The 14,951-nt window shown below is 39.4% G+C and carries 11 protein-coding genes and 1 pseudogene; 8 read left to right on the forward strand and 4 right to left on the reverse strand.

The genetic code is table 11. The features are described 5' to 3' along the window. Positions 1–186 precede the first annotated feature (186 nt). A complete protein-coding gene (locus tag BMW42_RS06180; RefSeq protein WP_092766765.1) occupies positions 187–1,509 on the forward strand; it encodes an alpha/beta fold hydrolase in 1,323 nt (440 codons plus the stop codon). A gap of 63 nt (positions 1,510–1,572) precedes the next feature. On the opposite strand, the gene BMW42_RS06185 is transcribed toward BMW42_RS06180, so the two are convergent. Together BMW42_RS06185 and nagZ are read right to left on the reverse strand one after the other, a co-directional pair. Next, a complete protein-coding gene (locus BMW42_RS06185) occupies positions 1,573–2,418 on the reverse strand; it encodes a class I SAM-dependent methyltransferase (protein WP_092766766.1) in 846 nt (281 codons plus the stop codon). A gap of 70 nt (positions 2,419–2,488) precedes the next feature. Next, the gene (gene nagZ, locus BMW42_RS06190) at positions 2,489–3,508 is read right to left on the reverse strand and encodes a beta-N-acetylhexosaminidase (protein WP_092766767.1); all 1,020 of its coding nucleotides are present in this window, start codon (positions 3,506–3,508) and stop codon (positions 2,489–2,491) included. Between the two features lie 196 nt (positions 3,509–3,704). Between nagZ and BMW42_RS06195 the strand changes: the two genes are divergently transcribed. The 7 genes from BMW42_RS06195 (at position 3,705) to BMW42_RS06225 (ending at position 13,550) form a co-directional block, all read left to right on the forward strand. After that, entirely contained in the window at positions 3,705–5,888 is a 2,184-nt protein-coding gene (locus BMW42_RS06195; protein ID WP_035265294.1) for a carboxy terminal-processing peptidase, read from the forward strand. Positions 5,889–6,102: 214 nt separating this feature from the next. Continuing rightward, on the forward strand, positions 6,103–8,169 hold the full coding sequence (locus BMW42_RS06200) for a putative bifunctional diguanylate cyclase/phosphodiesterase (protein WP_092766768.1): 2,067 nt from the start codon (positions 6,103–6,105) through the stop codon (positions 8,167–8,169). A gap of 120 nt (positions 8,170–8,289) precedes the next feature. Then, positions 8,290–9,882, forward strand: coding sequence for a peptide chain release factor 3 (locus BMW42_RS06205; RefSeq protein WP_035265298.1), 1,593 nt, complete (start codon positions 8,290–8,292; stop codon positions 9,880–9,882). An 83-nt stretch (positions 9,883–9,965) separates the two neighbouring features. Then, a complete protein-coding gene (locus BMW42_RS06210; protein ID WP_092766769.1) occupies positions 9,966–10,790 on the forward strand; it encodes a hypothetical protein in 825 nt (274 codons plus the stop codon). Positions 10,791–10,920: 130 nt separating this feature from the next. Beyond that, complete coding sequence (locus BMW42_RS06215; protein ID WP_092766781.1) at positions 10,921–11,868, forward strand: RsiV family protein; 948 nt, start codon at positions 10,921–10,923, stop codon at positions 11,866–11,868. A gap of 1 nt (position 11,869) precedes the next feature. Continuing rightward, positions 11,870–12,709 carry a TatD family hydrolase gene (locus BMW42_RS06220; protein WP_092766770.1) on the forward strand — a complete coding sequence of 280 codons (840 nt, stop codon included), beginning with the start codon at positions 11,870–11,872 and terminating at the stop codon, positions 12,707–12,709. 67 nt (positions 12,710–12,776) lie between these two features. Then, on the forward strand, positions 12,777–13,550 hold the full coding sequence (locus BMW42_RS06225) for a tRNA threonylcarbamoyladenosine dehydratase (protein WP_092766771.1): 774 nt from the start codon (positions 12,777–12,779) through the stop codon (positions 13,548–13,550). 56 nt (positions 13,551–13,606) lie between these two features. On the opposite strand, the gene dusA is transcribed toward BMW42_RS06225, so the two are convergent. Beyond that, positions 13,607–14,617 (reverse strand): tRNA dihydrouridine(20/20a) synthase DusA, encoded by a 1,011-nt coding sequence (gene dusA, locus BMW42_RS06230; RefSeq protein ID WP_092766772.1) that lies wholly within the window; start codon positions 14,615–14,617, stop codon positions 13,607–13,609. A 176-nt stretch (positions 14,618–14,793) separates the two neighbouring features. Further along, a pseudogene (locus BMW42_RS14655) lies at positions 14,794–14,951 on the reverse strand (IS5/IS1182 family transposase); the annotation flags it as partial.

Genomic DNA, 14,951 nt, shown 5'->3' on the forward strand with positions numbered 1-14,951 from the left:
TAACTATTTTTAGAACCTAACGGCAGTTAAAAAAGATAAAAGGTGAATTCTTGCATTGCGCAGATTTCATGCATCTGTATAAAATGAAATGAATGTTAATTATGTTGCATAATCATAACGAATTGAGAGTATGATCAAATTAACGGCTGTGAAAACAAAACAATAAAGCCAAATGGAGATAAGGGAATGAATTCCATGATAAAAATGGAGCTTGAAGATTATTCAGCTGAAGACAGCACTCATTTTTTTGATCTGTACCATAAAAATAGTTTTAAAGAGCCGCCACGAACCACATGGATTGATGGGTGGAAAATTGAATATATGGCGATCGCATCGCCAGAAACACTGCATCAGACGCCAACGCTGATTGTCGGAGGCGCATTTCAAAATTTTAATTCATATAAATATTGCGTTGAACAGCTCTTCGAGAAAGGACCTGTTATTTTAATCGACTTACCATCTTTAGGTTCAAATCAACAAATCCACAATCGTGATACTGGAATTTCTGCTGGTACTCTAGAGCTACCAGAGCTTTCAAAAATGTTAGGTCAATGGTTGGATTTGGTGGAGATTAAGAAAGTCTCTGTCATGGGGATGTCATTAGGCTCTGTGGTTGCTTCCTGTTTTGCTCATTATCGCCCAGAACTGGTAGATCGATTGATTCTGATGGGCGTCATGCAGAAGACGCGTAAAAGCTGGCGTATGTTGCTTGAAGAGTCATTAATATTGATGCAAGAGCAACGTATGGATGAGTTTGGTCAGGCTGTCATTTTGTACTTGGTGAATCATGCAAAATTAGATCAAACGCGTATGTCTCCAACAGCTAAACGACTTTTTTATAAGCAGATGTCTGAGTTTGACATCGCTGAGCGTGAGCGATATGAAATTAACTGTAATCGTTTATTGCGTCTTTCCCATGTTCCAATTCCGATGTGTAAAACATTGGTAGCATGTGGTCAATTCGATAGTTTTACTTTGCCATTTGAGAATGCGAATTTTGCCTTGCAATGTCCAGATGTTGAGTTTGCAATGATTGCAAATGCGGATCATGTGCCTCAACTGCAACGTCGAAAAGAAACAATGAATCTTTTTACCAGTTTCTTAAAAGGCGAATCGATTCATAATCTAGATGGGATCATTTATTTAGATAAAGACCAAATGCAATCATTGGATCGCAGAGGGGAAGTTCGATTTGCCCTTAAAAACGCACATTCTGTTTTAATTCATCAAACAAATGCAGAACGTTTTGAAGTTGAAATTAAAGACTTGAATTACTTTGGTGTATCATTCTTTTTGGATGATCCATCTCAAGTTGAAGTCTTACAGGAAGATGCTCGAAGTTTTGCAATTGAATTTGAGGATGAGCAAGGACATTTTGCTGTCGAATGTTTAATGTTCGATTTTATTGGAAATGAAGTAAGAGCATTATTCAAGCATGGTTATTTTGAAGTGGCTGATCGCTTACTTCAATTTCTAGATACCCATAAACACAATGACAGCGTGGATTAGGCTGTCATTGAATTCAATTGAATCAGAAAATAGACTCTTCTTAATATTTAGATAAACGAATCATTATTTTATCGCATGAATCATCCATACTAGATCACCAAGATGCTGATCTGTATCCATATTTTGATTCTTTTTTTCAAAATACAGTTGAGGTTGAATGACTTCAACTTCAGTAAAACCTGACAGTTTAAAAAAGTGCTGTACCTCTAAAGGGTCTTTAAAGTGGAAGGTAAATGCACTTCTTGAAGCGTATTTGAGTAATTTGCTGCTCGACCAAATTAAGTTAGCCAGTTTATGTTGTACAGGCTCGGGATAAAGGTCAGTTAAATAATGAAGCGTTTGGAATGGTTGACCAAAACGCACAATCGAATTCAGCAATTGTTTGAGTAAATCTTGATTAAAATAATTGATTAATCCTTCACTGATAATCACTAGCGGTCGTGTTGGGTCGAATTCGTCAAAAGCTGTTTTGAAATCATCCGTGAATAAGTCTGCTGATAAAACTTTAGGGCTTTCGGGATCGATTTTATTCAAAGCGGATTGTTTTGTGGTAGCCATGTCTGGTAAATCTAATTCGCGATAATCTATTTCGGGATAATGGGATCTAAACCGCCAACCACGAGGTGAAAGTCCCGCTGCAATTTCTAAAATTTGCAGGTTTGGATATTGTTTGATTAATAATTTTAAGTGATCGTCTAATAATGTATGTCGTGTCTTCAGGGTTGAACGCATACTTCCACCGATAAACTTCTCAGCCATACTTTCAAAAGGGTGAGCGAATTGCACCAACGCTTTACCTTTCGAAGTCGCAAATGCTTCGTGAGAGATACCCATTTGGTACCAAATATAGCCAGTGTAGTGAGCAGTAAACGAAATATGACGGTGCTTTGATTGTTTTGATTGAGACATACACATCCTTAGCTATGATTATTATTGGATTGGTCAAGATAAAGGGAGCATTAGAATGCTCCCTGTATTATTAAAATGATTGTCTAAAATCTTCAATGACCTTTTTGACAGATTTCCATTCGTTGCCTAAGTCAAGTTGTTCACCAATGCGAATCTCTTGAATCTTACCGCGCATACGCTCTAAGCGTTCTTGGTTCGGCAATGGATAATTCTCTATGGCACTGAGCGCGACACATGCAGATTCCCGATTATTGCAGACTAAGCCCATATCACAGCCAGCTTCAAGCGCGGCTTTGATGCGAGCATCTGCACCACCTGCAACACAAGCTGCTTGCATACTTAAGTCATCAGAAAACAGGACACCGTCAAACTGAAGTGTTTCACGAAGTACTTTTTGAACCCAATACTGAGAAAAACCAGCAGGATTTGGATCTACTTTTTCATAAATCACATGTGCTGGCATGAGTGCGTCAAGTTGAGGTTGGAGTTGAATAAAGCTTTGCATATCTTGAGCTTCAATTTCAGCATAACTTCGTGTATCCACAGCTGCCGCAATATGTGAATCTGCTTTAACCGAGCCATGGCCAGGGAAGTGTTTCCCCGTGGTTGCCATGCCTGCGCGTTTCATACCTTGCATAAAGGCTTGGGCTAAAGGGATGATATCTGAGATATTTTTAGCAAAAGCACGGTCACCAATAACATCGCTGATGTCGTTAAGGTCTAATACAGGTGCAAAGCTAAAGTCGATCCCGACTGCAAGGACTTCGGTAGCCATGAGCCAACCGCATTGTTCAGCCAATTCAATTGCTCGATCTGGCTGACTTAAATAGAGCTCACCGAAACGTCCCATGGCAGGAAGGAGAGTGAAGCCTTGTTTTAAACGTTGTACGCGTCCGCCTTCTTGATCGACTGCAATTAAAATATCGGGGCGAACTTGGCGCATATGATCCGTTAAGGCGCGAACTTGTTGAGGTGATTCAATATTTCTTCCAAACAAAATGACTCCACCGACTTGTGGAGATTGAAGGAGTTGAATATCTTCTTGATTAAGTGTTGTGCCCTCAATATCAAGCATCAATGCGCCAATCATAGTGGAATCCGTGATTCTAATTTTAAAAGAGAAAACAATACCCGAATTCTGCAATGATTTGCTACATTTTCTCCGTACAGATTATGATAAAACTATACGGCAGAAATAAAAAAGTTGTTTAAGGTTTTGAATATTAATATTTCTATCTGAAAACAATAGTGTAAATTTGGTTTATCCAAGGAAAGACAAATTCGTTATGAAACTTCAAACAATCGCTTGCGCGGTAGCCATTGCCACTGGTGGTTTATTTTTTGGTCATACAATTAATGTTGCGATCGCAGCGAATGAACCAGCGGTTCAACAGGTTCAGAATATAAAGCCCACACAAGAACAAGCTTTAGTTTCAAGACAATTAGCAACTTTGGTGGATCGTCAGCACTATTTAAATATGCGTTTAGATGCTACGACCTCACAACGTATTTTTGATATGTATATTGATAGTCTTGATCCTGACCATAGCCTTTTCTTGGCAGATGAAGTGGCAAACTATAAGAAAAAATACGGACCAACTTTTGGAGCGGCGCTCAAAGCGGGTAACCTTGAAGGACCTTATGCCATTCACGCTCAATATCGTGATCGTTTAAAGTCATTCTATGAGTTTATGTTGGCGGAGTTAAAAAAACCGCAAAACCTAAATCAACCTAATGTGTTTATCGAGTCTGATCGTGAAAAGGCTCCATTTTTCAAAAATAAAGCTGAGCAAGAAAATCAATGGCGCAAAATGCTGGTGTCTCAGTTAATCAATTTAACGATTGCTAAAGAAGAAGATTTGGCTAAGCAAAAAGCGCTGAAAGATGATCCTTCTTTAGCAGCAGGGCAAGATCTCACTTCAGCTGAAGATTTAACGCCAGTTCAGACTTTGACCAAGCGCTATATGCGTCAATTAGAACGTATGAAGCGTACAAAAAGCGATGACGTTTTAGAAAAAACGCTCAATGCTATGTTAGCGACTTATGACCCGCACAGTAATTATTTCCCACCAATCGATGCGATTGAGTTAAATCGTCAGACCACATTGCAGCTTGAGGGGATTGGTGTGTCGATCCGTCCAGAACGCGGGAATGAAGACTATACGCGTATCGAGACGATCGTAGATGGTGGTCCTGCGTTTAAGACGGGACAGGTCAAGTCTGGTGATCGTATTATTGGTGTCGCGCAAGACGGTGACAAAATGGTCGACGTCATTGGATGGACCAGTTCTGAAATCGTTGGATTGATCCGAGGTAAGCGTGGGACTAAAGTCACCATTAAATTGCTCGGACCTGGAGCATCTATGAGTCAGGCACGTACCGTAACTATCGTACGTGATGTGATTCAAGAAGAGGATGCGGGTGTACGTTCAAGAACAGTTGAAATTGTACGTGATGGCAAGAAACATAAAGTTGGAGTAGTCGAAATTCCATCGTTCTATTACAACTACCGTGCCCGTCGTGCTGGTGAAAGCTATCGTTCAGTATCTGAAGATACCAATAATGCATTGAAAAGTTTAGCTGCGCAAAATGTCGATGGCATTATCGTTGATCTTCGTAATAACCCTGGCGGTTCACTCGAAGAAGTGGCAAAAATGATTGGGCAAGTGATTAAATCTGGTCCAGTGGTTCAAATTCGGGATGGGAATGGTAACGTCAGTGTCTTCGAAGATCGTGATGGAGGCGCTCAAACCTACGCAGGTCCATTGGCTGTCATGGTGAATCTGGCTTCTGCATCAGCAAGTGAAATCTATTCAGCTGCTGTGCAGGATTATGGTCGTGGGATTGTGATTGGAAGTACTACGACAGGTAAGGGTACAGCTCAAGTTCAATTGGACAGCTTAGCGTATGGTCAAGCGACATTGACGCAACGAAAGTTTTACCGTGTTACTGGTGGAAGCACACAAAATAAAGGGGTTGTGCCTGATATTCAATTGGTTGATATCTACGATGAAGAGTTTGGGGAGCGTAAAGCTAAGAATGCTTTAGAGTGGGATACCATCCCTACAGCTCCTTTCAAACGTGAGGGAGAAGTGCAAGCCTTTGTACCAAAATTAGCTGCGCATTCAAAACAGCGTGTTGCGAATGATATTCAATTTAAGTATTTAGAAGCGCGTAAAGCGATTTCGCAGAAAGCTAAAGAGAATAAACAAATCGTGTTGGATATCGATCAACGTAAAGCTGAACTCATCGCTTTGGAAAAAGAAACGTTGGCAGAAGAAAATAAACGCCGTATAGCAATGGGTAAAACTGCTTATCCAAATTGGGAAAGTTATCAGGCATCGATGGAAGCTTTGGCTGAATCGCGTGCTAAGATGAAAACTAATCAACGCCCACCTTTACCTGAAGAAGAGGCATTTGTCACTGAATCAGCTCATATCTTGCTCGATTACATTGCCTTGCAAAAATAAAAATATTTATTGTTAAGTTTTACTTAAAAATGGCGTATTTCGATACGCCATTTTTTATGGATCTCGCCGAAAAACAACTTGACGTTCAATGAGATGGTGATATTGTTGTAGGCGACAAATGCTCATTAAAAAGTTGAACCTTCTTACATTTATTTGCTGTACTTTTGGGGTTTAAATAAAATAAAAACAGGTTCAGGTACGGATAAGTCTCTATATGATTCATATGAGTTACGATTATGCAATGGTGGCGGGTTCTGCTGTGGCGGCAGTGATCGTCTGCTTTATTGCTATTTCATTTGAACAACTCATTAGTACCCACAAAAACCCAGTTGGTCAAAAAGTGCTGCTCGGTATAAGTGGCATGATATTTGGTCTTGCGATTTGGGTCATGCATTTTGTTGGAATGCTGGCTTGTCATTTACCCGAAGATCATAGTTTCGATATAGGTTTAACGCTATTCTCTTATGTGATCGCAGCTCTCGCTTCAATTTTTGCCATATGGCTCACGACTAGATCTACACTTCCTTTGGCTAGATTGGTTTTGGGTGCACTTCTGATGGGTTTCGGTATTTCAGGTATGCACTATACTGGAATGGCGGGATTGATCGTTCCCAACTACATTATTCGTTATGACACCATTTTGGTGATTTTTTCTGTACTGATTGCTGTATGTGGTTCAGGATTGTCATTCTGGCTGATGTTTAAATATAAGCGTACCTATCACAATAAATTGGCTTTCAAGCTTGCCGTGGCATTCATGATCGCTTTTAGTATTGTGGGAATGCATTATATTGGTATGGCGGCTGCGACTTTCCAACCCGTGGATGCCAAATATGCAGCATTGAATCAACTCCATGAAGGTCAAGGTTTATTACTTTTTGTCATTATATTTGTCACCTGCTTGGTTTTAGTGGTCAGTTTTTTTGTCGCTATTTTAGAATTACGACTTGAAGAGCGAAATCAACAACTAATCAAAATGAATAAGGAATTGGAAAGCCTTGCCCTTCAAGATAATTTGACCAAACTTCCAAATCGACTTTTTTTGCTTGATTACACCACTTCATTATTTTCACTTCACCAATCTAAAGATCATAAAGTTGCATTCATTTATATTGATTTGGATCGTTTCAAGGCAGTGAATGATGCTTTTGGACATCATATTGGTGATCAGCTTTTAGTGAATTTAGCGCATCGACTCCATGCATTACTCGAAAAAAACCAAAAATTAATTCGTATTGGTGGTGATGAGTTTTTATTGGTTGTTGAAGATTTTTCTACAGACCAAATTGATCAAGTTGCCAATCTAGTATTGAGTAAAATCCAAGAAGGCTTTGTGATCTCGGGGAAGGAAATCAATATCTCAGCAAGTTTAGGTGTGGTCTATTATCCAGATCATGGTGCTGATTTACATGATTTGTTGGTGAATGCTGATGCTGCAATGCTGATGTCCAAAGAGCAAGGTCGCAATACTTATAGTGTGTTTAACTATTCATTAGATCAACAAGAAATCGCACGTAGCCAATCAAAACTTATCAATGATTTGTATCGTGCTGTTGAAGAACAACAATTCATTTTATTTTATCAGCCGAAATTCACAGCAGATTTTAAAATTTGTGGCGTTGAAGCTTTAATTCGTTGGAAGCATCCAAGTCTAGGACTTCTAGCACCGAATATGTTTATTGAGGGTGCGGAGCAAACAGGTCTTATTATTAAAATGGGCTACTGGGCCCTTGAACAAGCGTGTATACAGATTCAAGCTTGGCAAAAAAAGAAATTGCCTTTCTGCCCGATCGCTGTAAATTTATCAGCTGTTCAATTTGAACATAAAGCGCTGGTAGATACATTAAGATGTTTAATCACGCAATACCAGATCGATCCAGCCCATTTAATTATTGAGATTACTGAATCGACAGCAATGCATCATATCGATGTCAGTATTCGTACTTTTGAGAGCCTACGTAATTTGGGGATTGGGCTTGCGATTGATGATTTTGGAACTGGTCATTCAAGCTTCTTATATTTAAAGAATCTCCCGGTAGATGAACTTAAAATTGACCGTGAATTTATTCGAAATCTTTCACCCAATACTAAAGATGAAATTATCTTAGAAAGTATTATTGTATTGGCTAAACGTTTAGGTTTGGTGGTGACAGCTGAAGGCGTTGAAACTCAAAAACAAGCCGATATCTTAAAACGTTTAGGTTGTCAGCAATTACAAGGCTATTTATTGGGTATGCCATTACCTGTGGATCGTTTAGAAAGCACATTTAAGAACTATTAACTTCTGGTCAGTTTCTGATTCATCACATTCACATTCGGTATTGATCTGCTACAATATCGCCAATTTTTATTTTGATCTTTTTTGATCTTCTAAACTGCATGTCTGCAGTAGGTGTTATTCATGAGCTTTAAGCAAGAGTTAGCGGAGCAAGTTGCTCAGCGACGTACATTTGCCATTATTTCCCACCCCGATGCGGGTAAAACCACAATGACGGAAAAGTTATTGTTGTGGGGGCAAGCGATCCAAGTTGCAGGTATGGTAAAAAGCCGTAAATCTGACCGTGCTGCGACATCAGATTGGATGGAAATGGAAAAAGAGCGTGGTATCTCGATCACGACCTCTGTGATGCAGTTCCCTTATAAAGACAAAATGATCAACCTGCTCGATACACCGGGGCATGAAGATTTCTCTGAAGATACATATCGTACCCTTACAGCCGTAGACTCAGCGTTGATGGTGATTGATGGTGCGAAAGGTGTCGAAGATCGTACGATTAAATTGATGGACGTGTGTCGTATGCGTGACACACCGATTATTTCTTTCGTTAACAAAATGGACCGTGAAATTCGCGAGCCACTTGAGCTCCTCGACGAAATTGAAAACGTACTTAAGATTAAATGCGTACCTTTAACTTGGCCTTTAGGTACAGGCCGTGACTTCGCGGGTGTTTTTAATCTGATCGAAGAAAAATTCTATGTCTATAAAGCAGGTTTTGGTTCAACCATTACAGATATCGAAATTCGTGACGGTTATGACCATGCTGACCTTCGTGAAAAAGTCGGTGAATTAGCTTGGGCTGCATTTGAAGAGTCACTAGAATTAGTTCAAATGGCAAATGAACCGCTTGATCGTGAAGAATTCTTAGCAGGGCGTCAAACTCCAGTATTGTTTGGTACAGCGTTGGGTAACTTTGGTGTAGACCATGTCTTAAATGCATTTAGTGAATATGCACCACCACCAAAAGCACATCCTACCCAAGATCGTAAAGTTGAAGCGACTGAAGAGGGTTTCTCTGGTTTTGTCTTTAAAATTCAAGCCAATATGGACCCTAAACACCGCGATCGTATTGCTTTCATGCGTATCTGCTCAGGCAAATATGAAAAAGGCTTGAAAATGAAGCATGTGCGTATTGGGAAAGATGTGCGTATTTCAGATGCATTAACTTTCTTGGCGGGTGATCGTCAGCATTTAGAAGAGGCATGGCCAGGTGACATTATTGGTTTACATAACCATGGTACGATTCAAATTGGCGATACTTTCACTTCGGGTGAAAACTTGCAATTCACAGGTATTCCTCACTTCGCTCCTGAAATGTTCCGCCGTGTTCGTTTAAAAGATCCTTTGAAATCGAAGCAACTCCAAAAAGGTTTAAAAGAGCTTTCAGAGGAAGGTGCAACTCAGGTATTTATGCCACAAAACAGTAATGATCTTATTGTGGGTGCTGTGGGTGTTCTTCAATTCGAAGTTGTAGCTTATCGTTTAAAAGAAGAATACAAAGTAGATTGTATTTACGAGCCTGTGAGCATTAACACTGTTCGTTGGGTTTCATGTCCAGATGAGAAAAAATTTAACGAATTTAAGAAAAAAGCACATGACCAACTTTCAGTTGATGGTGGTGGGCATTTAACGTACTTAGCACCTAGCCGTGTCAATTTACAATTAATGCAAGAGCGTTATCCTGATATTGTTTTCCGTAATACACGTGAACATTAATTTTGCTTGAAAATGTAAAACAGCTTCCTCGTGAAGCTGTTTTTGTATCAGAATAACCAATGCTTTAATTTTGGTTGATTTTTGTGATTACTCTAAACTTACAAAAAAAACGATTGCGTATTCTTCTTGCTACCTTAGTCATTGGGATGGCATCTTGTGAAAAACAACCAGAGTCTAAGACACAAAAGTCAGGGCAGTCTGCCCAAGTTAAAAACGCTGATGTGTTACCATACTTAAATGATAACGCGTTTCAAGTTGAAATAAAGAGCGAAAATTGCACAAAATCGGTCTGTGAAAAAATTGAAATTTTAAGTTTAAAAACCGCAGATCAGTGGGTCAATCAACAACTTAACAACCATTTGGCTTTTGTGATTCAAGATCAAATTAATGAAAAAGAACAATTGAGTTTGGATCAATCCATCGAAACCTATATAAGTCGCTCTGAATCATGGATGAAGGAGTTTTCACTGAATCAGCCTTATGAGTTGGATATACTGACGCAAGTCGCCACCCAACGAAATCAATATGTGTTGATCCAATTCATTGTTAACACAAAACAAGCTGAAGTGATCGTTAAAGATCGTGGTTACTTTATGGTATTGGATCGAAAGCAGAAAAAAGTTTTACAGTTGCAGGATGTGATTCAAAAGAACCAAATAAATGATTTTGAAAGAATACTTCAAGTGTCCTATCAAAAATGGTTAAAGGCCCAGAGTGGTGAAGTGAGAAGTATCGCTCCAGTGAATCTCAGCTGGCAAAATCAGGAATGGTTCTTTGATGGTGAAGGGATTGGTGTTCATATTCGTGCGAACGAAATTGTCAAAGGTGGTGAGCAATTGGATATCTATTTGAATCATGCTCAAACCAAGCAGGTGGTTGTACCGCAGATCTTTCAAAAGATGTTTTGAAATATTACAAATATTGTAATGTAGCATATACAATTGCAGTTAAACCCATACAAACGAAGCTTGAGCTATCAATTTCATCGGGTTAGGCTTAAATCAATGATAAATGACCGTTTCTCCTCAAGGTTGTGAGATGTTAAAAAATAAAATAGTTTGGACTGTATCTGTACTTACTGCCGCAATTACGCTGAGCGCATGTCAGCCAAAAGGGGACGGGCCTAAAGAGTCACCTGACACTCAAACTCAAGCAGCATCGGAAGTTCAGATACTCGTGCTTCAGGGTGAAACTGAAAAAGTGCCTGTTCGGTTGGTAGAATGTGATGGTAACAATTGTCCAGAAATTTCAATTGATCGATTGAGAACGAATCAATTTGTGTTAGATGGCTTAATTGATCAAGCGATTATCAAAAATTTACAAGAAACGTTAGAGTTGTTCGAACCTGAGCAGACGCTGCCTAAAGACAAAGATACTCAAGCCGCAAGTGAAGTTGTTGAATATAAAACTGCAGCGCAGTTACTTGCAGAGCAGATTCAGCCCTATATTGATAACTTTGTGGGTTTAGATAAAGAGTTAAAGCACTTGGGGGTTGGACATCAAATTAGTTTGAGTATTAGTCCTAAAATTTTAAATTCACAAGGACCACTTGCAACCGTCGTATTGAATACGAGTAACTATTTAGGAGGTGCACATGGTTCTTCTTCACAAACTTACTTTAATTTTGATTTGAAACAGCAGAAACAAGTGTCACTAGATCAAATTTTAGTGAAAGACCAAAAGAATAAATTAAATCAATTGGCCCATGATGAATTTAAAAAATGGGTCATAGATTCGCAGTTAGCAGATAACGTTGAAGAGTATGAAGAGGCTTGGAAATTTAAACTCACTGATAATTATTATTTGGGTAAGAAGGGTTTAATTCTTCAATACGGTGAATATGAAATTGGTCCTTATGTGGTGGGTTTGCCAAGACTTACGATTCCTTATGAAAAGCTACAGGGTGTGATTAAACCTGAAATGCTGGAGGCTGTTCATTCTTCGGTTCAAGTTGCTGTACCTCAAGCTGCAGGTGAAGCAAAATAACATGTCCATGCCACGTTTGTTTGATACGCATACGCACTTTGATGTAGAAGATTTTGACTTCGATCGTGAGCAACTTGCGTATCAGGCTAAACAGAAGGGAGTGGATGCCCTTGTACTGATTGGGTTTCAACACCAACGCTTTCATACATTGATTGAAACACACCATTGGTTAAATGGTTTAGATCAGGCACCGAGGAGTTATCTCGCTCCAGGTCTACATCCTTTTTATATCGAACAACATCAGCCTCATCATCTAGACGATCTAAAAAAAAATCTTGAAGTACAACAATGCATCGCCGTTGGAGAAATTGGTTTAGATACTTTTCTCAAGCAACATAAGCAGTCGGAAGTTTTCGCTAAGCAACAGGATTTTTTTGCGCAACAAGTCGATTTGGCTCAACAATTTAAGCTTCCTGTGCTGTTACATATTCGTAAATCTCATGCTGAAGCATTAAGGCTGTTAAAAGCAAAGCAATTTGTTCACGGTGGTATCGCCCACGCATTCAGTGGAGGGATAGAAGAAGCGAAGGCATTTATTCAACTTGGATTTAAGTTAGGGGTCACGGGACAGATTACCAATCCCAATGCTAAAAAATTACACCAAATAGTTCAGTATGTTGGTATTGAACATCTGGTCATTGAAACAGACTGTCCTGATATGACGCCATTATGTTGTCAAGCTTCAACTGAACACCGTACCCGTAATACCCCACAGAATTTAATTTATGTTTTAGAAGGTTTGGCACATAGTTTAAATACAAGAGTCGAAGACATTGCGCAACGTGTTTGGGAGAATAGTGTGTCTGCACTCAACCTAAAAAATGAACTGAAATTGTCGTGAGTTCAAAACTCTCTATTCCTCCGAAGTTTTGCTAAAATACGCCTTTTCCAAATAGTGTTAGAGCAATATGACTGACTTAGTTCATGATGATGAATATGAACGCCGTTTTACGGGTGTAGCCAAAATTTATGGTGAAGAAAATTTTCAGCATTATGAAAACAGTCATGTCATGGTGATTGGTATTGGCGGTGTTGGCTCTTGGGCTGTCGAAGCTTTGGCTAGAACAGGTTTGGGCGAGTTAACACTAGTTGATATGGATTCTGTTGCAGCGTCAAATATTAATCGTCAGTTACCTGCGATGACATCAACATTAGGTCATGAAAAAATTGAAGTGATGGCAGAGCGTTGTCGCCAAATTAATCCACGTATAAAAATCAATTTAATTGATGATTATCTAACGCCTGAAAATGTAACGGAGATTTTGAGTTCAAATCCAGATGTTGTGTTGGATTGCATTGATGATGTCAAAGCAAAACTCGCATTGATGCTACATTGTCGTTTCAATAAAGTCCCTTTGATTGTATCTGGTGGTGCTGGTGGTAAATTAGATCCACTCAAAATTCGGGTCGCAGATTTGTCAAAAACAGAATACGACCCGATGCTGGCAAAATTAAGAAGTCAGTTACGCTCAAAAGGTATCTGTAAAAAGCCGAAAGAGAAGTTCGCTATCACCTGTATTTATTCGGTGGATAATCCTTTTTCGAATGCTGATATTTGTGCGAGTGCTGGGTTAAGATGTGGTGGTTATGGTTCAGCCGTGGTGGTGACATCAAGTTTTGCAATGGTAGCAGTGGCTGAAGTGTTAAAACGATTAGATTCGATTCAAGCAAAACAAGCCTAAAAGTGATTATCAAAAAAAGGTCTCTATCAAGAGACCTTTTTAATGATGAAATTTGTTTATTCAGCATTGATTTTTAAGCTTTCTTGTTCAGCATGTCTTTGAATGGCTTGTTGCATACCGATTAAGGCATTTTCAATATCTTTTAATGTTTTCGCGTTACCCCCACTCAGGGCTTGTCGCCATTTTCGTGCACCAGGAAGGTTTTGAAATAAGCCTAAAATATGACGTGTAATCACTGATAGTGGCGCACCATCAGCTAAACGTTTTGCAATATATGGCATCATTTCCTGCATGATCTCAAAACGGTCAGGTGCTGACAAATTCCATAATTGTCCTAGTTCAGCCAGTAGATAAGGATTGTGATAAGCCTCGCGACCAATCATGACACCATCCACATGTTGTAAGTGTTGTTGAGTTTCAGCAAATGTTTTGATCCCACCGTTGATTTCGATCAATAGTTCTGGGCGATCTTGCTTTAAACGATAGACATCTTCATAACGTAAAGGCGGAATGTCCCGATTTTCTTTCGGTGACAAACCTTGTAGTAAAGCAATGCGTGCATGCACGATAAAATTTTGACATCCCGTTTTTGCAACGGTATCGACAAAATGCAGCATCTCCTCATACGATTGCATATCATCGATGCCGATTCGGTGTTTTACCGTGACGGGGATATCAACTGCATTTTGCATTTCAGCAATACATTCAGCAACCAGCTCAGGCTCAGCCATGAGGCAAGCACCAATTTTATTGTTTTGAACGCGATCACTAGGGCAACCAACATTTAAATTGATTTCATCATAGCCCCAATCTTGAGCCATTTTAGAACAGGTTGCGAGGTCTTTAGGATTTGATCCACCAAGCTGTAACACAATAGGGTGTTCTTCTTTGCTGTAATCTAAATGACGGGCTGCATCGCCAAATAAAATTGCGCCTGTGGTCACCATCTCGGTGTACATGATGATATTTGGATTGAATAGGCGTGCAAAAAAGCGGTAATCACGAGTCGTCCAATCCATCATAGGTGCGACGGAAATTCGAGGCTGTAAGGATTGGATATAAGACATGGTGAAACCTAGATTTAGTAAATCGTGAAAAGCTCGGCATCTTACCATAATTTAAAAAATGGGTCATTGAGGAAGGTGTTAAAGAATACTGCTTCTAAAGGTTAATGAATCTCTAATTTTTAAAGGCTTTGTTGCACAAAGATTTGAAAGGCAAAGAGCCCCTAATTGAGCCAAATTTAAGGCGTAACTTGGGTAAGTGGTCGACCCAATTCCGTAAACCTGTTGAGGACTGCTACACGTGCATGAACCTCATTGACTTGGCTATCAAAGCTCCTTGCACTGAGTTTATCTCCTAATAATTTGATGCAGTGCATTTTAGTCTCAACCAAACTTC

The sequence above is a fragment of the Acinetobacter sp. DSM 11652 genome (assembly GCF_900109815.1).
Taxonomy (GTDB): domain Bacteria; phylum Pseudomonadota; class Gammaproteobacteria; order Pseudomonadales; family Moraxellaceae; genus Acinetobacter.